The sequence below is a fragment of the Pirellulales bacterium genome, from assembly GCA_035533075.1.
In the GTDB taxonomy this organism is placed as follows: domain Bacteria; phylum Planctomycetota; class Planctomycetia; order Pirellulales; family JAICIG01; genus DASSFG01.
On the sequence record DATLUO010000148.1, the window covers coordinates 1 to 24,293 of the forward strand.

The 24,293-nt window shown below is 62.2% G+C and carries 18 protein-coding genes and 1 tRNA gene; 12 read left to right on the plus strand and 7 right to left on the minus strand.

Annotated features, from left to right (window positions below):
* Positions 1-534: 534 nt before the first annotated feature.
* The 5 genes from VNH11_18825 (at position 535) to VNH11_18845 (ending at position 5,400) form a co-directional block, all read left to right on the plus strand.
* On the plus strand, positions 535-2,124 hold the full coding sequence (locus VNH11_18825; GenBank protein HVA48426.1) for a serine/threonine-protein kinase: 1,590 nt from the start codon (positions 535-537) through the stop codon (positions 2,122-2,124).
* 93 nt (positions 2,125-2,217) lie between these two features.
* A tRNA-Glu gene (locus tag VNH11_18830) sits at positions 2,218-2,290 on the plus strand.
* Positions 2,291-2,349: 59 nt separating this feature from the next.
* Positions 2,350-3,132, plus strand: coding sequence for an MBL fold metallo-hydrolase (locus tag VNH11_18835; protein HVA48427.1), 783 nt, complete (start codon positions 2,350-2,352; stop codon positions 3,130-3,132).
* 153 nt (positions 3,133-3,285) lie between these two features.
* Positions 3,286-3,612 (plus strand): calmodulin-binding protein, encoded by a 327-nt coding sequence (locus VNH11_18840; GenBank protein ID HVA48428.1) that lies wholly within the window; start codon positions 3,286-3,288, stop codon positions 3,610-3,612.
* A gap of 483 nt (positions 3,613-4,095) precedes the next feature.
* A complete protein-coding gene (locus VNH11_18845; protein HVA48429.1) occupies positions 4,096-5,400 on the plus strand; it encodes a fatty acid desaturase in 1,305 nt (434 codons plus the stop codon).
* A 201-nt stretch (positions 5,401-5,601) separates the two neighbouring features.
* Here the strand turns inward: VNH11_18845 and VNH11_18850 are convergent, their stop codons facing one another.
* The 7 genes from VNH11_18850 to VNH11_18880 form a co-directional block, all read right to left on the minus strand.
* The gene (locus VNH11_18850; GenBank protein HVA48430.1) at positions 5,602-6,384 is read right to left on the minus strand and encodes a FliA/WhiG family RNA polymerase sigma factor; all 783 of its coding nucleotides are present in this window, start codon (positions 6,382-6,384) and stop codon (positions 5,602-5,604) included.
* A gap of 44 nt (positions 6,385-6,428) precedes the next feature.
* Positions 6,429-6,686, minus strand: coding sequence for a hypothetical protein (locus tag VNH11_18855; GenBank protein ID HVA48431.1), 258 nt, complete (start codon positions 6,684-6,686; stop codon positions 6,429-6,431).
* Between the two features lie 91 nt (positions 6,687-6,777).
* Positions 6,778-7,638, minus strand: coding sequence for a P-loop NTPase (locus VNH11_18860; protein ID HVA48432.1), 861 nt, complete (start codon positions 7,636-7,638; stop codon positions 6,778-6,780).
* Positions 7,639-7,834: 196 nt separating this feature from the next.
* Positions 7,835-8,977, minus strand: a complete 1,143-nt coding sequence (flhF, locus tag VNH11_18865; protein HVA48433.1) for a flagellar biosynthesis protein FlhF — start codon at positions 8,975-8,977, stop codon at positions 7,835-7,837.
* 94 nt (positions 8,978-9,071) lie between these two features.
* Complete coding sequence (gene flhA / locus VNH11_18870; protein HVA48434.1) at positions 9,072-11,165, minus strand: flagellar biosynthesis protein FlhA; 2,094 nt, start codon at positions 11,163-11,165, stop codon at positions 9,072-9,074.
* Positions 11,166-11,245: 80 nt separating this feature from the next.
* Positions 11,246-12,508: an acetate/propionate family kinase gene (locus tag VNH11_18875; protein ID HVA48435.1), complete on the minus strand. Its 1,263-nt coding sequence runs from the start codon at positions 12,506-12,508 to the stop codon at positions 11,246-11,248.
* 763 nt (positions 12,509-13,271) lie between these two features.
* On the minus strand, positions 13,272-13,418 hold the full coding sequence (locus VNH11_18880) for a hypothetical protein (protein ID HVA48436.1): 147 nt from the start codon (positions 13,416-13,418) through the stop codon (positions 13,272-13,274).
* 178 nt (positions 13,419-13,596) lie between these two features.
* On the opposite strand from VNH11_18880, the gene VNH11_18885 reads away from it, so the two are divergent.
* From VNH11_18885 to VNH11_18915, 7 genes are all read left to right on the plus strand, one after another.
* On the plus strand, positions 13,597-13,875 hold the full coding sequence (locus tag VNH11_18885; protein ID HVA48437.1) for a hypothetical protein: 279 nt from the start codon (positions 13,597-13,599) through the stop codon (positions 13,873-13,875).
* Between the two features lie 65 nt (positions 13,876-13,940).
* On the plus strand, positions 13,941-14,858 hold the full coding sequence (locus tag VNH11_18890; protein HVA48438.1) for a hypothetical protein: 918 nt from the start codon (positions 13,941-13,943) through the stop codon (positions 14,856-14,858).
* 65 nt (positions 14,859-14,923) lie between these two features.
* Positions 14,924-15,643, plus strand: coding sequence for a hypothetical protein (locus VNH11_18895; protein HVA48439.1), 720 nt, complete (start codon positions 14,924-14,926; stop codon positions 15,641-15,643).
* Positions 15,644-15,698: 55 nt separating this feature from the next.
* Positions 15,699-16,838, plus strand: a complete 1,140-nt coding sequence (locus VNH11_18900; protein ID HVA48440.1) for a hypothetical protein — start codon at positions 15,699-15,701, stop codon at positions 16,836-16,838.
* Between the two features lie 221 nt (positions 16,839-17,059).
* On the plus strand, positions 17,060-22,462 hold the full coding sequence (locus VNH11_18905; protein ID HVA48441.1) for a hypothetical protein: 5,403 nt from the start codon (positions 17,060-17,062) through the stop codon (positions 22,460-22,462).
* 3 nt (positions 22,463-22,465) lie between these two features.
* Positions 22,466-23,155 (plus strand): hypothetical protein, encoded by a 690-nt coding sequence (locus tag VNH11_18910; GenBank protein HVA48442.1) that lies wholly within the window; start codon positions 22,466-22,468, stop codon positions 23,153-23,155.
* Positions 23,156-23,169: 14 nt separating this feature from the next.
* Positions 23,170-24,105, plus strand: coding sequence for a hypothetical protein (locus VNH11_18915; protein ID HVA48443.1), 936 nt, complete (start codon positions 23,170-23,172; stop codon positions 24,103-24,105).
* Positions 24,106-24,293 lie beyond the last annotated feature (188 nt).

The window sequence follows — 24,293 nt, forward strand, 5'->3', positions numbered from 1 at the left end:
CCGAACTCGGTACGCGGGCCCCGTACACCAACCCGAAGCGCCAGCGAGGAACGTGAAAAGGCGGCAAAACCTCGCTTGCGCTTCGGGTTAGTGTGAAAATGGGAACGGGTTCGGCGAAGCTTTACCGTCGCGGAAGCGCAAACGCTTTGGCAATAAGGATTTGCGACTTATCCGTTGGAGGGGTGTCAGCCGTCATCCTGCTCACTTTGGCAGCGTGCTGCCAAAGTGCCCGCGGCCCGTTCGTCTCCGGCAGCGCGTGCCGAGGCGACACGTGTGTCGCCTGGGCACGGGGTAAAACGGCTTTCCTCTCGCGGAGCGAAAGGGCTACGGTCGGCAAATGCGCCGCGCGCGGCGCAAGTGAGGGCGGCCCGTTCGTCTGCGGCGGCGCGCGCCGAGGCGACACGCGTGTCGCATGGGCACGGAGTAAACGGCTTTCCTCTCGCCACACGCTTAGCACGTCCTCGTCGGAATGCGAGATTACGGCCTGATTGCCAACCTTGCCGCCGCCCGCCATACTCGCAGGAGGTGACGGCGGTGAGGTCTGCGCGCAACATGAGCATGCCCGAAGCGATGAATGCGGTTGAACCGGCGGACGATGCCGACCTGTCGGGCAAGCAGCTTGCCGGCTTCCGCCTGCTGCGGCGCCTGGGCCGCGGCGCCATGGCCGAAGTCTATCTGGCCGATCAGCCGTCGCTCGGCCGGCAGGTGGCCGTCAAAGTGCTCCGAGGCCGCCTGGCGGCCGATGAGACGTATGTGCGGCGCTTTCAAAACGAGGCCCGCGCCGCGGCGGCCCTGGTCCACGCCAACATCGTGCAAGTCTATGAAGTTGGCAGCGTGGATGGCCTCCACTATATCGCCCAGGAATACGTGCAGGGCCAGAACCTGCAAGAGCTGATGACGCGGCGCGGCCCGCCCGCCTTGAGCCAGACCCTGGCCATTGTGCGGCAAGTGGCGGCCGCGCTGCGCAAGGCCGCGGCGGCGGGCATCGTGCATCGCGACATCAAGCCCGAAAACATCCTGCTGGCCCGCACGGGCGAAGTGAAGGTGGCCGATTTCGGCCTGGCCCGCATCATCACCGCCGGCGCCGCGCCCGAGCTGACGCAGGTCGGCGTGACGATGGGCACGCCCCTGTATATGAGTCCCGAGCAGATCGAAGGCCGGCCGCTCGACCCGCGCAGCGACATCTATTCCCTGGGCGTCACGTGTTATCAGATGCTGGCCGGAACGCTGCCGTTTCGCGGCGACACGGCGCTCAGCGTCGCCGTCAAGCACCTCAAGTCAACGCCGGAACCCCTGGATCAATTGCGGCCCGATTTGCCGGCCGAGCTTTGCCGCATCGTCCACCGCATGCTCGCCAAACTGCCGGAGGATCGCTATGCCACGCCCCGTGAGTTGTTGGTCGATCTGCGCGGACTGCAACCGCCGGGTGAAGCGGAGAGCGACGTCGATCTGGCCGGACTGGGTGCCGATTACGTCGAGGTGCATGCCGCGACCGAGCGGTTGGCGCTGCTCACGCGGACGGCCGCGCTGCAAACCGTGCGCTTGCGGCGGCGGAGGTGGTGGTTGGCTGCCGCGGCCGCGGTGGCGATGGCCGGCGGGGCGGTCGCCGGCTGGTTGACGCGGCCGCCTTTTCTATTGGCGGGCGCCGGCAGGCACGAGGTGACCAGGCAAGCCAGCGCTCAGGCGCAACTCTACTTCGCCAAGCTGGCCGGCACGGAAGCCGGGTTGAACAGTGTGGAGCGGTTCTATCCAGACGCGGAATATGAAGTGCGAATGGCCAGGCAAGAGCTTGCCCGACGCTACCTTTATCAGGGCCGCTGGAGCGAGGCCGGGCAGCTCTTCGACCAGTTTGCCGAATCGGGCGACGCGGCCGCGCGGGCCTTTGGTCTGGCCGGGCAAAGCATCGTGTTGGCCAAAGACCGCAAGTTCGACGAGTCAGCCAGCCGGCTGGCCGAGTTCTGGCCTCTGCACGACAAGCTCGACGACACGCATCTGGCGCGTCTGTTGCGGGCCACCTTCGAGGCCGACCATCGGGCCGGCCAATCGCACCTCAGCCAGCAGGAGGCCGACGCCCTGAAGCAGTGGCTCGCAGAGGACGAGCGGTTTGAGTTGCCGGGCGGTTGACAGGCGAGAGCCGGTCGGGTAACAAAACGAGTTCCAGCGGTTGAAAAACCGACGACGTTTGCCCTTGGGTCGAGCCGGGCAGGCGGTCGATGTGCCCGCATCGTCTAGTGGCCTAGGACGCTGGGTTCTCAGCCCAGTAACCGGGGTTCAAATCCCCGTGCGGGTAGCTTTTTAGGTTGCAACGCCTCCGTCGCCGACCCGAGACCGTTCATTCAAGAGACCGTTATGCTTCAGCGGAAGCCCGTCTTCCCGCACGTGATCGAAGTCAACTATCAAGCGGGCGAGCGCTTGGGGTGCAACGTCTACCTGGTCTACGATGGCCCCGAGTGGATCCTGATCGATATCGGCTACGAAGATACGGTCGACGAAATCGTCGAAATGATCCGACAGTTGGACTTCCCGCTCTCCAACTGCAAGACGATCGTGGCCACGCACGCCGACGTCGACCATATCCAAGGCCTGGCCAAGCTGAAGCAGATTCTCAAGGCGACGGTCACCGGGCATCCCCTGGCGGCCAAGCCCCTGGAGTCCGGCGACCGCATCAAGACCTTCGCCGAAGTCACGGCGCAAGACATCCACCTGGAAATGCCGCCGGTCAAAATCGATACGTTCGTCGACGACGGCGACACCATCGACGTCGGCGGCCTGCACCTGGAGGTCTGGCACACGCCGGGCCATACCGACAGCCAACTCTCGTTTCGCCTCGGTGATTTGCTGTTCAGCGGCGACAACATCTATCGCGACGGCTGCGTCGGGGCCATCGACGCCCATCACGGCAGCGACATTCGCGCCTTCATCGCCTCGCTCGGCCGGATTCTGGCGAGCGACGTCGAGTGGCTGCTTCCGAGCCACGGTCCCATCTTTCGCAAAGACAATGCGGTCGTTCAAGCGACCATTGACCGGCTGGAAGGCTACCTGCACATGGCCGACTTCGGCACGTGTGCCGTCGACTGGCCGCTGATGGACGAATGGGACCGCGAACTGGCGGAGGGCCGGCTGCCCTCCTGACTTCGATTCTCGGCGGGAGACTGTTCAAGATAGGGCATTCGCCTGTTTTGCGGCATTTGCGGCCGGTGCGGGATATTCTTTCCAGCCGTGCCGCGGCGGCGGCCGATCAATGCCCTTAGCAACCAATAGCCGCCTCATTTTCAGGGGGATTTCATGATTCGCCGCATGATGCTGGTTTTCTGCTGCGCGGCGGGCGTTTCGGCCGCGACCGCGGTCACCGAAGCCCACGCTCAACAGGCGTTCGGCCGGCAATGGGGCCGCAGCTACAACACGCAAGACTGGGAGCGGTTCTACCACTACCCCTATGTCTATTATCCGCAAAACTTCTGGAGCACCGACTACTATCGCAGCTCCGAGAGCCTCTACTATCGCTACCCGCCGGAAATGCGGATTCCGGTCTACAACCGCAACTGGCAGAACTACTATCCGCAGAATCGCCGCTATCACTACGGCCACCAGTTCATTCTCGACACGTTTTAGTGCGCTGTCAGCCGTTCGATTGATTGATTCAGTGGCAAGCGCAGGGTGGGGCCAGCGAGCTTGCGAGCGCCGGCCCACCATAAGCGACGTCATAACGGTGGGCCCGCGCTCGCAAGCTCGCTCGTCCCACCCAACACAAAAGGCCCTTTGTGCGCCTTTTAACGGCGGTCGAACCGGCGCGGAAGTTCGCTCGCCTCGCAGGCCGAAAACAACCTCTGGGATCGGGCGTTGCCCCGGCTCGGAGCGGCATCGCAATTGCTCACGCGCTGCCGCTGTCAAGGCCCGTTGCCGAAATCTGGGCGAGATGGTTGTTTTTTTGAGACTGGCGAGTATATAACAAAGCAAGGGCCTTTACCGATTAGGTCGGCTTTGTTGACCCGCCGCCTATGTGAGGTGGACGGCCGCTTAATGGTGCCGGTCGTCGCAGCCTTGACGAAACTCTGCGGCTGGTGGGCGGTTCCCGACGAAACTGAGCAACTTTTGATGCGCGCCAAACAACTTGGAAAAACCCTGAATAGCCGGGAGCTGAATGCCCTCATTCACCCCCTGCGCTATCTCAACAACTACATCAACGTCGCTTACCTGGCGTTCGATTACTTGACGCTCGTCACGGTGCTGGTCGGGACGATCGGGTTCTGCGAGTTGCGGGGCGGTTGGGGCCTGTCGTGGCTGTGGGACATTCCGGTCGTGACGCTGGGCATCCTGCTCGTCGGCGCGGTGCAGCATCGGTTCGCCGGGCTGGGGCATGAAGGGGCCCATTGGATCTTGTTCAAGAACCGGCTCGTCAACGAGTTTGTCTCCGACTGGTTCTGCATGTTTCCCATCTTCTCAACCACGTCCCAGTACCGCCTGATGCACCTGGGGCACCATGAATACACCAACGATTGGGAGCGCGATCCGGAACTGCTCAACATGGGCAAGACCCGGATGATGGACCGCTTTCCCATGACGCGGGCCGAGTTCGCGCGGCAGTTCTTTTCGCGCATCTTCTGGCCGCCACGCCTGTTGCGTTACGTGTGGGACAATATCTACACCACCACGTTCGGCAACAGCGTCAATCCCTATCAAAAACGCCTGCCCAAGGCATTGCCCGGCCGCATTGGCCCCTTCCGCATCACCAGCCTGTTGGGGTTGGCCTATCTGCCGATCATGGTCGGCGTGCTGGGTTTCCTAAGCTGGTTCGGCAGCGGCGTGCAGATGGCCGCGGCCACCGTGCTGCTGCTGGCGGGGGCCAGCGCGGTGGTTTACTCGCTTCCCAATGCCTGGTTTTTTCAGTCCGACTTCCGGCCGGTGTATTCGGTCAAGTCGGCCAGCGTGCTGCGGCTGATCTGGTTCACGCTGTTGGAATGCGGGCTGGCCTCCTCGCGTCTGATCACAGGCGAGGAGTGGGGCGTCTATTTCTGGTTGCTCTGGGTCGTGCCGATTTTGACGAGTTTTCCCTATTACATGTTGCTGCGAGACCTTTACCAGCACGCCAACGCCGACGACGGCAAATTGACCAACAGCCGCGTGATTTTCGCCAACCCGATTGCCCGCTGGGCCATGTTCATCTACGGGCAAGACGCGCACCTCACGCACCACCTGTATCCCGCCGTCCCGCACTACAACCTGCAGCAGCTCCACCGCCTGCTGGTGGAAAACAACGAGGAATACGCCCGGCATGTGGTGGAGTGCCACGGCGTGATCTGGCCGCGGCCCGGCAAGCTGAGCGCGCTGGATTGCATGGAAGTGCCCACCTGCGAACCGGCGGCACAAGAGCAACCGCTCGAGTTGGCCGAAGTCCGGTAGCAGTAGCCGCAGGCTTAGAACAATCGTCAGCGGATGTTCGGCAATTGCCTGACCGCTGATTTCGCCCCGGCCGGGCAAAACGTTGATCGCGCCCGGCCCGTCTCCATGCCGACGCGCTCGGCGGTGGCGATGCCGCCGTGGCGGTCGCGACACAACCCATTGTACTGACACCGCCTGCTCTGTTTGTCAAAACCGGTCAGGTCAGGTGCCAAACTCCGGCCGCCGCCGTTCAAGCTGAGTCTGCAAGCGCTGCACAATCGAACTGTGCATCTGGCTCACGCGGCTCTCCGAGAGATCGAGCGTGGCGCCGATCTCCTTCATCGTCAGCTCTTCGTAGTAGTAGAGAATGATGATCAGCCGCTCGTTGCGGTTCAGGCCCTTGGTGACCAGCCGCATCAGGTCGGTCTTTTGGATGCGCCGCGTCGGATCTTCGCCCTTCTTGTCTTCCAAAATGTCGATTTCGCGGACGTCTTTGTAACTGTCGGTCTCGTACCACTTCTTGTTCAGACTGATCAGCCCCACGGCGTTGGCGTCAAGAATCATCTTCTCAAGTTCGGGCACGCTGATCTCGAGCTGCGCGGCAAGCTCCGTTTCGGTCGGCTGGCGGCCCATCTTCGTTTCCAGCGTCTTGATGGCCTCGTTCAGCTTGCTGGCCTTCGAGCGCACCAGCCGCGGCACCCAGTCCATCGTCCGCAGCTCGTCGAGCATCGCCCCGCGGATGCGCGGCACGCAGTAGGTCTCGAACTTCACGCCCCGCGAAAGATCGAAGGCGTCGATCGCGTCCATCAGACCGAACACGCCGGCCGAAACGAGATCGTCAAGCTCCACGCCTTCGGGCAAGCGCGACCAGATTCGCTCGCCGTTGTATTTGACCAGCGGCAGATACATCTCCACCAGCCGGTTGCGAAGCTCCTGGTTCGACGGATCGGCTTTGAACGTCTCCCAGATTTGAGCGACATCTTCCGGTGCGACCGAGATTGCCATGCACTCCTCCGTGATTGCACACTGCCGACCAATCCGCGAATTGATCAGGGTTTGGTTTTGCTTCGGGCGGCCGGTTCCTTGGCTTCCCGTGCGGCGATCTCCGCCGCCAGCTTAATGCGAATCGATTCCAGCACGATCCCATCGGCCAGGATGCCGACGATGCACCCCAAGGGGTACGCCGCCAACAGGCCCAGCCAGGCCGCAAACAAGGTCGGTCCGGCCCCGCCGCCGTGAACCCATCCGCGGGCGATCACGGTGACAAAGGCCAGCAAGCCGAGAATCCCGCCGTAGCCGCGTGCCACGCTCGTCGCTCCCGGCCGCGCCTCAAACGCGGTACAACCGATCAAGTTTGCCAGTCGGCTGCTGGCCGACACCGAGCGTTATTATCGGCGGTCAGGCCCCTGCGGCTTGAATCGTTTGTTGCGATTCATGATTTTCTCCCGGTGATTGGAATCTGCACAAGTTAGCTGCGAGTTGGATGAGCGATTGGCTGGCGGGGCAAGCCGGCGACAGGAGCACAAACGGGCATCGTCGGGCCGCGGCCGCGGCAATCTGCGGAGACTCCGCCACCGCCGCCGCCTGCGCAAGATCGAGACCCAGGAATCGGCGACCGGCTTCGGCCAGTCGCGCGTGCGTCTCGCGCGCCTGACGCTCGTTGGCCGCCCGGTTGATGACGGTCTCGACCGCCACGGTCCGATGTATCGCGGCCAGGGTCTTGACGGTGGCGTAGGCATCCATCACCGAGGTGCTGTCGGGCGTGGAGACCAGCAATGCGTGATCGCTCGACCGCCAGAAGCGCTCCACCACACGGTTGACGCCACAGCCGGCGTCGATGACGATCTGGTCGACGCCGTCGAGTCCGGTAAGTTCGAGAATCAGCCGCTCTTGGGCGGCGGCATCGCAATCGGTCAAGTGTCCGGTGGCCCAGGCCCCCGGCAACACTCGAAGGTCGCCCGGACCCGCCTGAATTGCCGCGGCGACGCGCTGGCGGCCGGCCAAGACATCGCCGATCGTGTATCCTTCGCGCGTATCGCAAAGCGCCGCCACGTCGCAGCGACCCAAGTTCCCATCGACCAACACGGTGCGTCGCCCGATGCGGGCAAAAGCGGCGGCCAGATTCACCGCGACGGTCGTGGTGCCGACGCCTCCTTTGCCACCGGCAACCACCAGCAGCCGCGGCCTCGGCGCGCGGCCTGGCCGCGCGGTTCGCGCGCCATGCATCAAGCGTCGCAGACGATCGGCCTGGTCAAGCATGGAAGAGATGAGGGATGAGAAATGAGAGATGAGAGATGAGAGATGAGGGGTAGGGTGGGACCAGCGAGCTTGCGAGCGCCGGCCCACCCTGTTTCAGGCATCAGGCATCAGGTTTCAGGTTTGGAGCGAGCATTTGATCTGACACCTGACGCCTTTTCCGCAGTGGGCCGGCACTCGCAAGCTCGCTGGTCCCACCCTACAAACCTACAATTTGTCGTGATAGCCGGCGGGCGTCGGCGATCGCAATGTCGTCGGGCACGTTCTGACCATGAGTCACGTAGCTCACCGGCAAGCGGCTCTCGCGCAGCAGCGGCAACAACTGACCCAACCCCGTAGCTTCGTCGAGCTTCGTCAACAGCAAGGCGGTGGTGCCGACGGCGGCGAAGCGTTCGGCGGTGCGCGTCAGCACCGAGGCATTGGCGACGCTCGACAACACCAGGTGGACTTCGTGAGGCTGCGCCTCTTCAATCAGCGCGGCCAGCTCTTGCAGCTTGACCTCGTCTTTCGGGCTGCGGCCGGCTGTGTCGAGTAGCACCAGGTCGAGATCGGCCATGCCTCGGACCGCTTGCCGCATCTCCGCGGCCGTGGCCACCACCTGCATCGGCAGGTCGATAATGTCGGCGTAGGTGCGAAGCTGTTCCACCGCGGCAATGCGATAGGTATCGACCGTAATCAGGCCCACGCGGCGTTGGTCCCGCAGCCGAAAGTTCGCGGCCAGCTTGGCAATGGTCGTCGTCTTGCCGACGCCCGTGGGACCGACCAGGGCCACCAGCCGCGGGTGGCCGGGAGTCACGGCGATTGGCCCGTGAGCGGCAATCTGGCTTTCGATTTCGCTCGCCAGCCAGTTGCGGGCAATGTGAGCGTCGCCGCGCACTTGCGGTGGCGCCGCACTGCGGACCTGCTCGACCAGCTCGCGTGCCAGCTCCTCGTCAACATCCGCGTCGATGAGATCGGTAAAAAGCTGGAACAACTCGTTCGACCAATCCGACGGCCCACCGCGCCGCGATTGCCGGCAAAGGTCTTCCACGAGTGAATGCAGTTCGTCCAGCCGGCCTTTCAGTTCGTCGCGAAACTTCGACTTGGCTTCCCACTCGATGCCCGGTGCGAACTCGCGGTTGGCCGGCGCGGCGGACGGCTCTTCGCGCCGCGGCAAGCGGCTGGGCACGTTGACCTCGTTCGAGGCCGTGACCTCGATCTGCCGCAGACCGGGCAGCCAACTCCACAAGACGCCGCCGCGGATTTCGCGCGTGTGCAGCACGGCCGCCGCCGGACCCAATTCGCGGCGGACCAGCGCCAAGGCTTGCTGCATCGTCGGTGCTCGGAAAGTGCGGATGTCCATCAGGGTTCAACCGATTTTGGATTTTGGATTTTGGATTGTGGATTTTGGATGCTCACTTCCGAGCAATCCAAAATCCAAAATCGGAAATCCAAAATCACTTGCCGTCCATCACCAGCCCCATCGATTCCAACTTCGTGTCGCGCGTGATCTCGTTGTAACTCAGGATGATCGCCTGCGGGAGCTGAGCGGCGGTCATCTGACGCAACGCCGCGCGGATCTGCGGGCTGACCAAAATGATCGGCGGATGGCCGCGCGTGATCAGCTTTTCCAGTTCCTTAGACAATACGCGGCAGGTGGCGTCGATCGCCTGCGGCGACATGCGGATGAACAGCCCGCGGTCGTTGTGCTCGAAGCCGGCCCGAATGCGGTCTTCGAGCGCCGGGTCGAGCGTCACCACATGCAGGCGGCTTTCGGCGTCGCGATAGCGCGAGCAGATCGTGCGCGCCAGCCGGTGCCGCACGTATTCGGTCAACAGCAACGGGTCTTTCGTCCGCCCGGCGTAGTCGCCCAGCGTCTCCAAAATCGGGCTAAGCTGCCGGACCGAAACCTGCTCGCGCAGCAGCATCTGCAAAATCTGCTGTACCTCGGCCAGTTTCATCTGGCCCGGAATCAGCTCCTCGACCACGGCCGGCGACGATTTCTTCAACTCATCGACAAGATGCTTGGTGGCGTCGCGGGTGAGGATTTCGTCGGCATGGCGGCGAACGACTTCGGTAAGGTGCGTGGCCAGCACGCTCTGCGGCTCGACGACCGTGTAGCCCATCATTTCGGCCTGGTCGCGCTGGGCCGGTTCGATCCAGACCGCGGCCGTGCCGAAAGCGGGCTCGCGCGTGGCCACGCCGGGCATTTTGCCGCGCGTCACGCCCGAATCGATCGCCAACAGCATCGCCGGCATGACGTTCGCTTCGGCCACCGGGCAATCGCCGACCTTGATGCGATAGGTGTTCTGCTCCAGCCGCATGTTGTCGCGGATGCGGACTTTGGGCATCAAGATGCCGATGTCGGCGGCCACGTTCTGCCGCACGCGCTGCACGCGCTCCAAAAGGTCGCCGCCGCGTTTTGGATCGGCCAAGCGGATCAGGCCCACGCCGATTTCGATTTCCATCGGATCGATGTTGAGATAGTCTTCGACGCGTTCTTCCGCCGGCTTTTTCTCGGCGGCCTTGGCCTTGGCGTCGGCGGCGGTTTTGACGTCCTTGCGATTGCGCGTAATCGACAGTGCCAGTCCGATGCAGCCGCCGCCCAAGGCCAGCAGGGGGAAGGTCGGCAGCTCGGTGAACACCAGCGCGCCCAGGAAGGCGCCCGCCACCGCCAGGGCCTGCGGCCGTGCAAAAAGCTGCCCCATGAACTCGCGCGGCAGGTCGATCTCGTCGGTGCTGCGGGTGACCAGCAGGCCGGCGGCCAACGAGATCAAGAAGGCGGGCACCTGGCTCACCAGTCCGTCGCCGATGGTCAGCTTGGTGAACAGCGCCCCGGCCTCCGCCACCGTCATGCCGTCTTCGACGACGCCGATGAACAGCCCGCCGATGATGTTGATCAGCGTAATCACGATGCCGGCGATGGCGTCGCCGCGCACGAACTTGCTGGCACCGTCCATGGCCCCGAAGAAATCGGCCTGCTGCGTGATTTCCGCCCGGCGGCGCTGGGCCTCGCGCTCGTCGATGATGCCGGCGTTGAGATCGGCGTCGATGGCCATCTGCCGGCCGGGCATGCCGTCCAAGGCGAACCGCGCGGCCACTTCGCTGATGCGCGTGGCGCCCTTGGTGATCACCACAAACTGGATGAGCACGATGATGGCGAAGATAATCAGGCCGACGACCAGCTTGTCGCCGGCCACGAACTCGCCGAAGCTTTTGACCACGCCGCCCGCGGCCAGCAGACCCTCGTCGGCGGCCCGCGTGAGAATCAAACGGGTGGTGGCCACGTTCAGCACCAGGCGGCCGAGCGTGGTGGCCAGCAGGAGCGAGGGAAAAATACTGAACTCCAGCGGCGTTTTGACGTAGATGGTGGTGAGCAGCATGATCACCGCCACCGTGACATTGGCTGAAAGGAGCACGTCCATGAGCGCAGGCGGCATCGGCACCATAATCACCAGCACGCTGGCGATGATTCCGACTGGCAAGACCAGGTCCGACGAGCGCGCAAGCGACGACGTCAGACCCGGCCGTGGCGGCGCAACGGGGGCCATTCCCAAAAACTCCCTGGGAAGACGCACGATCTCGGCTGAGATCGGATTGGACGTGAACTAGGGCAGAAGAGGGGCGAAAGTTAGTCAAAAGCCGGTTGGCTGTCCAGTCCGTTTCGTTCCCGCACCAGCTTCGCGATCATCAACTCTTCATCCGTGTGCATCACGCGGACGGGCACGCGACTTTCGTCAGCCGAGATTACGGGCTGGCTCGTCTCGTTGCGGCGCCGGTCGAGCGCGATGCCGAGAAAGTCCAACCCCTGGCAGATCATGGCCCGCACCTCGTGGGCGTTCTCGCCGATTCCGCCGGAGAACACCAGGCAGTCGATGCCGCCCAGGGCCGCGGCAAAGGCCCCGATCGTCTTGCGGACGTGATAGCAGAAGACGGCCACGGCTTCGGCCGCCCGTGAATCGCCGGCCCGGCGTGCCAGCAGGTCGCGCATATCGGAACTGGTCTCGGAGAGGCCCAACAGGCCCGAACGGCGGTTGACCATCTCGTGGAACTGGTCGAAGCTCAGCTTTTCCTGCCGGGCGAGGTACAGCACCAGTCCGGGATCGAAGTCGCCCGATCGCGTGCCCATCACCAGACCGGCGGTCGGCGTGAAGGCCATCGTGGTGTCGACGCACTTTCCGCCCGACACGGCCGCCATGCTGGCGCCGTTTCCCAGATGGGCCAGCACAACCCGGCCCTGAGCGGCCGCCGGATCGAGCCGGCCCAGTTCCTCCATAAGAAATGCGTACGACAGCCCGTGAAAGCCGTAGCGGCGAATGCCTTGTTCCGCGTATTTGCGCGGGATGGCCAGCAGACGGGCCTCGGCAGGAAGATGGCGATGAAAGGCGGTGTCAAAACAGGCGACCTGCGGCACTTGCGGCGTGGCCTTGCGAAAGGCCTCGACCAGGTCGATTTCGCCCGGCAGGTGTTCGGGGTCGAACGGCGACAATCGCCGCAGCTCCTCGAGCACGGCGTCGTCGATGCGGCAGGGTTCGACCAGGTTCGGGCCGCCGTGGACGATGCGGTGGCCGATGGCGGCCAGCGAAGCGATGTCGAGCCGCGAGCCGAGCCAGGCGATGAGTTGCTCGACGGCATGGGCATGGTCGTGGGCCGTCAGGGGAACGTCGGTCTTTTCGTTGGTCCGCTGATCGCTGGCTTTGAGGTTGCCGTCGGCCATGCCGATGCGGTCGATGTTGCCCGACAGCCAGCGGCGTGGTTCCTCGGCCAATTCGAACAGCGCGAACTTGATGCTCGACGACCCGCCGTTGATCGCCAGCAGCGTGCGGACGGGCACAGCCGGCGTATGCGGTTGGCCTTTGGTAGCAGGACTGTCGGCAACGGGTTGATCTGGCATGTTCTGCTTCTGCTGAGAACGACGTTGGGCTGTCCGTCGGCGATCCGCTGCCATCGTAACCAATGCCGAGGCCCCGGCAAACGGGCGCGATCGCCGGTAGTGATACCGTTTGGCAAGACGTAAAGAGAATCTCTGTAGGGAACGCCCTCCGTGGCGTTCCGTGAAGCGGGAAGGACGGTCAACACCGGGCTCACGGAACGCCACGGAGGGCGTTCCCTACAGATTCGGAGCGATTATCCTCGACGCCGTCTCAAACGGTATCACCACCGATCGACTTGCTCGCAGTGATGGACGTCGCTTTCGGTGGGCCGGCGCTCGCAAGCTCGCTTGCCCCACCCTACGCTTCGCCGGAACAGAAACCGTTTAAGCAAAACACCGTCAACCCATGCAAAAGGCCAAGTTTTCACCGGCCCAGCCTCGGCCTGCGCGGCAGGCGACACGTTTGTCGCGTCCAACGAGGCCCGCGGCGCAAGAAATGGGTTGCGCTCAAATTGGTGCGACTCCGGTTCGACGTCCGTCAGCAGCATTGAGGATCCTGGAGCACCCGCAGCGCGTGCTACACGCCGCGGGCGGAGTGGACCATAACAAAAGCGACACGCGCGTGTCGCTTTTGTTTAGGCGCCGTGTCGGAGGCGGGTGCGGCGTCGCCCCGTATGATCGCCGTAAATGCTTTCGTGGCTTTGGTTTGCGACGTTAGCGCCGCCGGGTACCGCGGCGATTTGGCGCCAGTGCTTGGCCAGGCACCCAGCGCGAAGACCGCCGCTTACTGCACGCCGTAGTCGAAATCATTGAGCATGGCAAGGAGATGTGTACCGCTGGGCTCATTAAAGTCGCGCAGCGCGTGTGCGGCGGCCGCCCGAACTTCGGGTTCCGCGTCATCGAGCGTGGCGAGTAGCGCTCGAATCCGCATCGGGCAGTCAACCGATGAGCGGGTCGTTCGCAAGGGGCCAATTACAGCGACGACGCCGAGCTGACGACGAATTAGTGGACTCGGGCTTAAACGCCAATTACCATTCGGATTGGGATTATAAGAAGGCGGATGCTATATAATGGTTAGGGGACGTGGTTGAGGAATTAAGGAGGAACCCATGGCTGCGATAACTGATGTTGGCGACAACTCCCGCAAAGTGCTGCGCATTCTCCACCAGCTTGGAGCGACGAGCGGAAAGAGGCTGAAAGAACTTACCCACCTCGATTCAAATGCCCTTGTTGCGGCGGCTAGTGAATTGCGAGATTTGAACGTGATCGCCGCGAGTGAAAGCGCTCTCGACACGCAGCAAGTGGACGACGCCTACTACAATCTGATGCCCTCGGCCGTTCCTGCGGTCCAATATCTGTTGAGCAATCCCCAACAGAAACGGGGCTGAGGCCTGGGGTAACGAAATCAATTCCCAGTGATGGTGGCCCATGACCGGCCGCAGGGGACACAGCTATGGACCTCTCGACCTCTCCCGACCTAGACGTCCGGTTTTGCTACGCCATTGTGGTGTTGTTGGGTGTAATCGTGGCCGTGCGTCAATTCGGTACGCGTTTCCCGGATTTTGTCGGATGGAGATTCCCGGAAACGTGGGTGGTGTTTCTGTGCTACGTGGGCGTCCCTGTCTTGCTCTTCTGGTATTTTGATCGGATCAAAGCCATCTCCGATACGTCGCTGTTCGCCGCAGTCTTGATTGGGCTAGGCTATGAGCGAATCTTGAGTGGCAAGCTCGATCCCTTACCGGTGATCCCCGATGCGTCCAAGCTGTGGCAGCCGTTCATTGCCTGGTCCAATCGAGTGGCCGACCTCGCTGTCGCTTATCGCGAGAAACTGCGTCGCAAACACGTCGACCCTGATAAGCTGCGGCAGCTTGTTCCACGAGTGCTTCCCTTAGTGATTCTTTGGGCGTTGGCGTTCACGGCGCTCCTCGGCTCTGCGGCGTACTTGGCATATCAGCATCAACCCACTTACTTCGCCTGGCGGCTTCGTAAGCCTGCCACAAGCGCGGCGGATGTTGCCCGAACACGTCGCTCGATTGCAAGGCGGCTGGCCGACAAAACGACAGCCAAGCCGATGGAGCAGGCACTGTTGTGGGAATTTGATTCACCGAATTTGCCCTCCGCGCGTCTCGACGAAATCGTGGCGTTGCTGCTGCAATTCCGCAAGAGTATGCCCGACTTGCAGAGCAGCCTCGTCGATCTCTTGCGGACATCGAATGCCGATGTCCGTGCGCGCGCTCAGCAGGCGCTTTTGTTCCTGCGCAAGGAAGACGGTGGCGCAAAACTGCCGCCCGAACTGGAAAGCTGGAAACCGAGCACGTCGGACACAAACATGGCGATTGAAGGCTACATCACCATGTGGAAGGAAACTTGAGGTAGCCAACGCCAGAACGCTCTGGCAAAAACCCCTTCTCCGCCTCAACAGCGATACGATCTCCTATGGAAGACACCACAGCGACCGCCGAGAAAACGGCTAATAGCTGGAAAGCAAGCCAGGCGCCCTCCGCTGGCGCGTCTTCGGTTCACGGGGCATCGAGTGAATCACCGGACAGCCAATCGCAATGCAGTTCCTCGCAGGTCGCTGCTGCAACCGTGAAAGGTCCGAAGTCGCCTTCGATCCACTGCGTCCGTGACCTGATGGCGGTTTTGGTCTTGGGCGAAACGGCCTTGATTCTGTTGCTCGTGGCGCTGGCTCTCTGGAATCCCGAACGGTCTCTCAAGGCATGGGCGATGGCGGTCAATCGCGCAAACGCCGAGGAAGAAAACGAGCGCGAGTTGCTCGCTGCGCTCAGCCACCATGCGTATATCGCTGAACTGGTGCAAGAATACCTGACGTCGGGCTGGACCACAAAGCAGGCCCTTGGACCAGTGCTGGTTGACTACAATAATTCTATTGCGCGCGTCCGGAGCCTGGAGGGGCAGGCCATGGCCAGCGGCGCGCTTGATGCCGACATGCGCGAAGCCGTGGAGCATGCTACGTCAACCGTCAAGTCGATCGACGCGCAGCTTCGCAAGTTGACCGGTGAATTGGTGGCGGTCAACGTGCAGGAAACCAAGGACCACGCCGATCCGGAAAAAGCGACTGCGACCGCGCAGCAGCTTCTTCCGCTGGTCAAACAACTTCAAAGCCAGATCAGCAACCTGCCGTCAAAAAGTTGATGGCCAGAGAAAACTCCCCCATCCGATCATCCCATTTGCGACGGAGACGATTGCCATGATGCCGGCCTACTCCCATCAACCAGGTTTCCGCAATCTTGCGCGACTCGGCTTCTGCTGTGCCGTCTTTTTCACTGGCGTGCTTCCAGCTCGCCCGCTGCACGCGCAGCCAAGCATCGATTTTCTGCCCGCATCGGGAAGCGGGCTGGCAAATGGGCGCTTTGGGCCAACGGTCGTCGCACCGCGGTGTTCGCTGCGCATCCAACGTCTTGAGCCGAACGACTTCGTGCAGGTCTTAATCGACGGCACGGTTGTGCGGAAGTCGCAATGCGAAGGGCACGCGATGGTCGTGCCGCTTAAAGGGCTTTCTTCGGGCTGGCATGCTGCGGAGGCAAGAGTTACGCGGCGCCGCAACCGCGAAGTTTCAAAGACCACAAAGACGGTCGAGCGCTTTCCCGATCGTGAAAAAACGACGACCGTTGAGGAGAAGCACGGAAACGCCGAAGTCCTTTACACAGGTCCCCAGTTTTTCGAGGTTGCGAATCAAATGTCGATGCACGCCGGATTCAGAACACTTGGATTCGCTCGGCTGTGCTCCGCCAATGGCGAACCGCGCACGTTGGGCCACAATGAAAACCGCTTCCTGCCGTTTTCGGTCCTGCCAATCGTTCGCCCCGTTCCCGGCCCGCAAAGCATCACGGGGTTATCGGCCTTACCAGCAATGAACCAGCCGGCTGTCTCCACCGTCCCGACTGCATTGCCGACCGGCGCCGCACACGCGCCCGCGGAGGCTGGTTGGCTGACGTTCTGCTTCGACGACCCTGCCCGCTTCCGGTTGCCCGAATTCGCTCAATGCGGAGTTCCGTTGCCGACCGTCGGCGCGGTGATCTACGAAGGAATGCGGTTTAGCGTCGGGCCTCACGGCCGCTACCGCGTGAGCTTCGAGATCCAGACACCAGCGATGCCCCTTAAGCTTAACATGCAACTTCTTGTCGAGAGCGATTCTTTCGGTCCCCAAACGGTCACTATGCCACCTGTCTCTATTCCTTCCGAGAATCGGTCGGCCGCTCGGGAGGCAATCTACCTCGTTCAGCAAGAGGGATGGCACCCCGCCCTGATAGCGGACGCGGACGACTTGCTCTCCGTCACCCGCCGTGGCACGACCTGCCGCTTCGGGTTCGGGCTTGACGTTCCCTAATCGCGTGCAAGGCACGCCGCAAGTGCTTTCAGCGCAGGCAGTTAGGCAGCGACATACGGCTGCCGCCCCAGCGCTCTGGCTAAAAAGTGGGGTGAAAACTGGACCCTCTGGGCTGATTTTGCCGAATATAACTGGCGCAGGGCTATGCGTGAATGTTCGGGCAGCGCAGCGCCTAAAAGGGAACTCGATGCCTACCGAAAAGGCGACCCGAGGGACAGGACATGGTCTTTGGCAGCGTGCGGCAAGCGACCTGGTGTGTGGTGTTGGCGGCCTCATTTCTTTGGCTCGCCATCCAATATCGCGAGAACCATCGCGACTTGCGCTCCGGCCTGAGCGAGCCGCCGGACTTGTTGCAAGAGAACCACAGGGCGGTCCCTCTAGCACCGAGCAACCGCGCCGAGGTCAAGCTTGTGGCCTACGAAGAAGAGGACGAACGCCCGCGCGTAAGGCTGGCGCAGGTGCCTGCCGCGGCGACTTCGACGGCGCCGGCCGCCCCCAGCAAGGCCGATATTTCATCTTTCACGAACCTGCCAGCGCCGCCGGCGCCTAAGATCACGCTCGGCGGCAACGCACCAAAGACCGATCCCTCGGGTGCGTTACTGCTGAACAATCTCACGTTTCACGCAGCCGGAACCGACGACAAAGCCGCCGGCGTGACCGGAGGCGCATCCGCCATTGCCGTGCTCTTCAATGGCGTCGACCAGGCGGATACTCTGGCCAGCCCGGACGCCAAAAGCGGCGCCTGGGCGACCGACGTCACGGTGCCCATCGAAGGCGACTATGCCATCAGCGTGGTCCGCGTACTTTTGGATGCGAACAAGAAGCAAGTCGCCGTCGGAAAAGCATCTCCGGAGGTGCAGGTGCGAATTCGCACCAGTGGCCCGCACGTCACGAGAGCCGAGCCGCAAAACTTCGCTTACACGAAGTCCGACTCCGTCACCGTACACTTCGATCCCGATCATCCCCTGGACGGCACCAAGCTCGATAAAAACAACTACGTCTTGAAGGACAGCAAGGCGGCCCCGAAGGACGCCGTGACGCCCGTTCTGAATCCCGACAACTCCGTCACATTAGCCTACACGAATCTCTCGCCGGACCTTTACACGCTGACCGTCTACACCACGAAGATCGTCGACGTCTACGGCAACACCGGCCAGGCCGACTACACGACGCAGCTTTTCAAGCCCGTCGGTGGCGAGCTTCCGTCGGTATCGCCGGGCATCCACAGCCCCACCGGGCCCTATATCGAGTTCCAGGAATATCTCGACCCTCCGCCGGAGCCGAATGGATTCAATCCCGGCGACCACGTCGAAACGCGCGTCTCGCGGATGTACTACTTCAGGGACGCTCACCGAGTAGCCCAAGTGATCAACCGCACGGCGCAGTCGTACAACCGGGCAGCGGTCGACATGGAGCGTCAGTTGGCCGACCGTGCGCGGTACATTGCCGACAAGGCGACGGACGACCGTCAAGCGAAGGAACGCACCGCCGTTGAAGCCGCGCGGCAAACGCGCGAGGCCGAGCATGCATTGCAACATGCCGACGCGACTTTGCGATCGACCGTAAACCAATTGCAGCAGACGCAGGGCCAGCTCAACGCCGCCCAAAACCCGGCCGGCGCCCAGGCACCGGCCGCGCCGGCGGGCGCGAACGCCGCTGGCGGGGCCCCGGCCACGGGCCAGGCAGCGCATCCGGTAAACGGCACACCGCCGAACCCTCAGGTTGCACAACTGCAAAGCACCGTCAATCAACTGAACTCCGTCGCCGACACGGCCCGCATCCGCGCCCAAAGCGGTTTTGATCAAGTGCAACGCCTGCGGGCCGTCGAGGCGCAGGCCAACGAAGAGGCCCAGGCCGCCAACGCAGTCGAAGACCGTGCCCGCGAAGAGCAGTTCCGCCGTGAGGTCGCCGCGGCGAACGAAGACCCCGACACCTACGCGCCCGGCAAACCTCAGTCGAAAGATTACGTGCGGCGCGTGTCGCTCTCGGTCATCGGCGAAGGCGTGATCCAGCTCCGCGGCCCGATCAAGGGGATCAACGAGATCCGCAAAATGATCCACGAGATCGACGCGCCGGTGGGCCAGGTCAACGTCGCGGTGCATACAGTGCAGGTCAACGGCGAGCACGGCGACCGCATGGAGCGCGTCGAGGAGCGCATCCAGACCTACATCGACCATGCGCGGTTCCTCACGCTGCAATCGGCCGAAATGCTCCGCAAGGCAGCGGTAAAGGTGGCGGCCATCAAGGCGGCGGAGTGCAACGACCTGGTCGGCCTGACCCAGCAGGACCGCGACCAGAAGTATCTCTATTCCTTCTTCGGGGCCGATTTCATTCAAGAGTTGATCGCCCTCGATTCCGAGTTCCTGCACACGGGCAACAAGCTCCTTTCGCTGCATTCGATGGATACCACGAGCCTGCAATCGGCGCTGTTTCTGATGGCCCTGGCCAAGAACAGCACGCGGCTCGCGATCCTGACGGAGTTCGAGCAAATGACGGCGGCGGCCTTGCCGATGGCGGAGGAGCGCTACCTCGAAGCTGGCCTGTCGTGCGACTGTCCGCACAAGATGATTTGCCCACATCGGCATGCCTTTCAGTTGCTGGCCGGCAACGCCCGCTTCGAGTCGCTCCGCGGGATGTTCGACTCCGAGATCGACGTCGACGACACGATGACGCCGGTTCAACGCGAGTTCCTCAAGCTCGCCCAGATCCTCAAGAGCCGGCTTGTTGTCGAGCTCGAAATCAACCAACGAGTCATGGAGCGTGCGGTCATTGAGGAACGCCTGGGTAACTATGTGGAGCAGTTGAAAAAAGCGAAGTTGAAAGACGACGCGGCACAGACAGCACTGGGGAGAGCGACCACCACCGCTCAGACGCAACGAACAAAGGCGCTGGAAGCCATTTCTCAGCTCGCCACGGAATTAGCTTCCGTTGACGAAGCCGTCGCACAGGCACTGCAAACACCGCTGCCTGCGACCGGGATGACAGAGAATGTCACGCGATTCGCAAAAGACCAACTTCAAAAAGTAACCGGTGCCATTAGCCCAGAGGCTGCTCGTCAAATGGAGGCGGCCGCCACCGAGGACGCGGCGGAGCTTATTCTAGCGGCATGCTCCAATCGGGACGATCCTAACAACAGCATTCCTCGACGATTATTGCGACTCCAGGAACGCCAACTCGAACTCGCTGCACAGTCACTGACTGATAACGGCTCAAGGGATCTCATTAACGACTCACTGAAAGCGATTCGCAAACTTCCAGGGAACAGACAACAACTTCGTTTATTTCCAGATCCAACGAATAACCAGTGGTCAATTACGGTAACCCGTGATGGCACGTTGACAATATCTCAAGGGTTGTCAGAAAAATATCAGCGATCACTTGCTGCCAATATTCAGAAAGTAGAATGCCTGCGACGGTTCCTTCCGTCCGCTCAGTGTTGTTGCGCGCCCGGCACCCTGGAACAGGCAGATCAATGTTTTGGCCGCGTCAAGCAAATGAAATCCACGGAGATCCTCGACAATCTTTCTGCTATTGAGGAGATTTGGCATACCTATCGCCATGCGGGTTCTGAATTCAGTAAGCGGTTGTCACTGCAGTTGGATCGGCTGGATGAAGTGGCCCGCAAATTGTCAGATGCCGTTCTGCTTCAGAATGAAGGCTCGATTGCCGCTCTCTATGAGTCATGGAAAAAGGTGCGTGGCGAATCGGCCGGTTGCATGGACGGAGCGGGGTTCGAGCAGGCGCGCACGCTATTGGCCGCCGCCGACAAAGGCTTCGCGACCCTACTTGTTGCCGATCTTGAACGGCAATCGAAGCAGGAACAAGCGCTAGCGGCGCGGCGACCGCTAGACCATAGAAAATTCCTAGACATGCTCATCGATGAAATGGAAGACAAGTTCGTCGAACTGCTCGAAGGGACGCGCGCCCATACGGCCAATATCGACGCCTATATCAAGCGGCTGGTGACGTCGCTCAACGACGACTTCAACACGCAATTCTACTATCCCGCCTTCCGACAGGTGCGCCGCGCCAGCCGCATGTGGGACGTGACCATGGGGCAAATTGAGACGACCAGCATCCTGGCGAACAACCGCAGCTTTGCCAAGGTCTCGCCGGCTGCCACGATGGAATTCGACCTGCCGAAGCGCGACATTGTGATCGCCGAGGCGATGAACGGCGCCAAGGCCGCGGTCAGCGATTTTGGAGCGCTGGTCAACGATCCGGCGTTTGTCTCGTTGGCCAAGTTGAATAGCGGCCAGCCGACCAGCACGCCCGCGGGCGGCGCGACGGGCGGGTTGGCCACCGTCCGCGACGTGTTGCCCGGCCTCTCGACCGACACGGCCGAACAAGTCATGGCTCAGCAAGGGCCGGGGAACCAAAAGCTCGGCTCCGCCCTGGAATCGCTGATTCCCGATCCGGCCGTCTACAAGTTCGAGACCGGCACCGGCTACGAGATCCGGCCGGTGATCCAGCCCGACGGCCAGGCCGTCGTCTTCCATCTCCAATACATGTATACGACCAACGTGCGCGAGCCGGTGCGAGCAGACGAGAAGCACCTCGGCCGCGTCAAGCGGCACTTCATCGACACCGATGTGCAGTTGAGCAACTACGAGCTGCGCGAGGTGAGCCGATACCAGGTGGCACTCAAGGCCAGCCGCACCTCGCAAGGTGTGCCGCTGTTGCAAGACATTCCCATCGCCGGCGTGCTGTTCCGTCCGCTGCCGAGCGCCGAATCTTCGCTGCAAGAGAATATCATCCTCGGGCAAGCCACGATTTTTCCCACCCTGTTCGACCTGATGGGACTGCGTTGGGCGCCGGCGGTTGCCGATCTCGACCCGTTGCGGCTGGAGAACGACGAATTCGTCGTCCGCAACCGCCGCCGGGCCATTATGAACCGCGTCTACGACTTCTCCAGCGGCCAGGTTGATACGTTCCTGCGGATTCCCGAAGCCGAGCGGCGCACCGATCTTTATCGCTCGCAGGAAACGATTGAATCCGTACATCCCAACGGCTATCACGGCCCCGGCCTCAACTTCCGCGACAGTCACTTGGAAGAAGGATACGATCCCCGGAGTACGCCGGAAAGCCGGTTCGTTCCAGGCGACGATTTGGACGACACCCCGTATCGCCGGCGTGGGACGCCCCCCGTTCAAGGCCCGTCGATCCTGTCGCCAAGTGGCACCGTTCTCCCACACCGCGGCGATGGCGACGGAGACCGAAACTCCTCCGCACCGGAGCGGATTAACACGCCTGAGGGCGAACCGCAATCGCAGCGCCGGCATTCCGGCAAGACGGCGGTTGTCCGAAAAGCGCCGACGGCCAAACGATCCGCCGGCGGCCGAGCCTCGCGGCAGAGCGCGAAAGGCTCCGAGGCTACGCTTACCGAGTTCTTGGAGGACGAACACGCCGCTGACGGTTCCAGCCGACGAGCTCCCGCGCGCAAGTCGCCGCCGCGCATCGCACGCGACGAACTAACACCGCACAAGGCATGGTCCACCGGTCCTAGCAGTCGTAAACGATCCCCGGCCGTCGAAACGGCGGAGCACAACGCGAAGAAGAAACGCGGCTTGCTCAATTGGACAACGCGAAAAAAGTCAACCAATCGGGCAACGGAAAAGCGGTGAACCATGGATCGACTGGCACGATCAATTCGTGGCATGCGGCATCGCCGAGCGGCGGTCTGGCTCTTCGCCGCCGTCGTCCTCTTGTCCGCCGCCGCGCCCAGCTACCATTTCACGCGGCCCCGGGTCCGTTGCGGCATTCCAGCCCGCGATTATCAGCTCGCCACGTTTTCGCCCCACCTGGTTGCCATGAGCACGCCCGCTTTGAACGTCACGCCGCCGGCAGACAGTGCGACGGGCGTTCATACCGCCTTTCGGCTCTACCAGTTCAACGTGGCAAAGCTCCGCCTCGACCACTGCTCCATCTCGGAAATGGCATTGCAGATTCACCCGGACGGACATTGGCGATTGAATCTGCGGGCTGACCAGAACCCGCGCCAGTTGCAGCCGCTGGATGTGGTTCCGAATGTCACCACGGCTCAGCCCGCTACGAACTATACCGCCGATTTGAATCGCAATCTGTTTTATGTCCGGGTGCAATGCTATGCCGCCGAGGGCGGCGGACCGGGATCGCCGCTCGGCAAACCGGTCATCGCGATGCTCGCGCCCGAGCCGTTCTGGGTGCAGCGCGGCGAGCCACGGTTATGGATTGCCAAAGGCTGGGACGGAGACGTGCAACAATTCCTTTCCTTGATCGACCGCGTCGGCATCGAGTTTTACTATCGCGAGGCGCCGGGGCGGCAGGCGGGGCCGTAGCGGTATTTGAGCCAATGGAAAACCTCAAGATCGTCCTGCTTATTGGAAAGATGGCTACGAGCGAAGTCCTAGCACCGAAGGTGCGTAATTCGAAAGCCCAGGGTGGAGCGCAGCGGAACTCCGGGTTTTCGGATGAGAGAAGTGTATTAGCCCTGAAAGGGCGTCATTCCGCCGGCGCAGCGGCCGGCATCGCGCGGCGGATGCTCTGCGTGGTATGCGTCCCTTTCCTCGTTACCGCTTTCCCAGCGGTGGCCGTCGAACGCCACGCCGCCAACGTGCCGCCGGCCCTCGAAATCGAGGTGCTCGATCCGAACGCCGACCCGCGCGGCAATCCGGCCGTCGAGCTGGTTCGTGGCCGCAACGGACAATTAGCCGTCGATATTCCGCGTACGATCCTGGTCCACAAGTTTTATTACTCCGGCGACCGCTCGTTTCAAGCTCAGATGCTGCCGGGCGGCCCGACGATCGCGGTCGTCGACCATCCGAAAACCGGCCAGCGGTGCTATATCGACTTGAACATGCTGCCCGGTGCGCCGCGCGTCACCTACACCGCGCACGAGATTCAATACGACTACGGTCATCAGGCGATCATTCTTTGTTTCAAGGGCCGCAGGCCGAAAGTGATCTATCGCAACGGCACCCCGATCACGACGAAAGCGATTCGCAGCGCCAAGGCCGTGGCCGCTTGCACCACGACCGTGCTGGAGGAATCGGGGGTCTGTCATTACGCTGCCGAGGCCGCTCACGGCACAAAGAACGCGGTGGTCAATGTCGTGCATGGGGCGCACGACGTGGTGGTGATGGCTGCCACGCCGGTACTCAATGTTGCTCGCATGACGCCCATCGGAAGCCTTTTCAAGGCGGCACCCGAGCGCAAACGCGACGCGGAGGTCGCGCGCGCCGAACACGCGCAGCAAGCCGGCAACGACACGATTCGTACGCTTCGTTGACGCTGTTCCACTTGCAGCAGGCCGTGCTCACCGCGGCATCTTGACATGGGTGCGATCCGCCCAGTCCCGCGAAAACGCGACAAAAACGCCTGCGGATAGGACGGAATCGGCCGCGACTTCAACAAAACTCGTATTGGTGAAAGCAGCGGTCCTCCGTGAAACTCTGGTTGATTACAAGCCACAGTTCA

Coding starts and splice junctions, on each gene's coding strand:
- VNH11_18835 (HVA48427.1), top strand. CDS start 2,350: ATGCTTCAGCGGAAGCCCGTCTTCCCGCACGTGATCGAAGTCAACTAT.
- VNH11_18860 (HVA48432.1), bottom strand. CDS start 7,638: ATGCTTGACCAGGCCGATCGTCTGCGACGCTTGATGCATGGCGCGCGA.
- VNH11_18845 (HVA48429.1), top strand. CDS start 4,096: ATGCGCGCCAAACAACTTGGAAAAACCCTGAATAGCCGGGAGCTGAAT.
- VNH11_18900 (HVA48440.1), top strand. CDS start 15,699: ATGATGCCGGCCTACTCCCATCAACCAGGTTTCCGCAATCTTGCGCGA.
- VNH11_18890 (HVA48438.1), top strand. CDS start 13,941: ATGGACCTCTCGACCTCTCCCGACCTAGACGTCCGGTTTTGCTACGCC.
- VNH11_18880 (HVA48436.1), bottom strand. CDS start 13,418: ATGCGGATTCGAGCGCTACTCGCCACGCTCGATGACGCGGAACCCGAA.
- VNH11_18905 (HVA48441.1), top strand. CDS start 17,060: ATGGTCTTTGGCAGCGTGCGGCAAGCGACCTGGTGTGTGGTGTTGGCG.
- flhF (HVA48433.1), bottom strand. CDS start 8,977: ATGGACATCCGCACTTTCCGAGCACCGACGATGCAGCAAGCCTTGGCG.
- VNH11_18910 (HVA48442.1), top strand. CDS start 22,466: ATGGATCGACTGGCACGATCAATTCGTGGCATGCGGCATCGCCGAGCG.
- flhA (HVA48434.1), bottom strand. CDS start 11,165: ATGGCCCCCGTTGCGCCGCCACGGCCGGGTCTGACGTCGTCGCTTGCG.
- VNH11_18915 (HVA48443.1), top strand. CDS start 23,170: ATGGAAAACCTCAAGATCGTCCTGCTTATTGGAAAGATGGCTACGAGC.
- VNH11_18850 (HVA48430.1), bottom strand. CDS start 6,384: ATGGCAATCTCGGTCGCACCGGAAGATGTCGCTCAAATCTGGGAGACG.
- VNH11_18840 (HVA48428.1), top strand. CDS start 3,286: ATGATTCGCCGCATGATGCTGGTTTTCTGCTGCGCGGCGGGCGTTTCG.
- VNH11_18895 (HVA48439.1), top strand. CDS start 14,924: ATGGAAGACACCACAGCGACCGCCGAGAAAACGGCTAATAGCTGGAAA.
- VNH11_18885 (HVA48437.1), top strand. CDS start 13,597: ATGGCTGCGATAACTGATGTTGGCGACAACTCCCGCAAAGTGCTGCGC.
- VNH11_18875 (HVA48435.1), bottom strand. CDS start 12,508: ATGCCAGATCAACCCGTTGCCGACAGTCCTGCTACCAAAGGCCAACCG.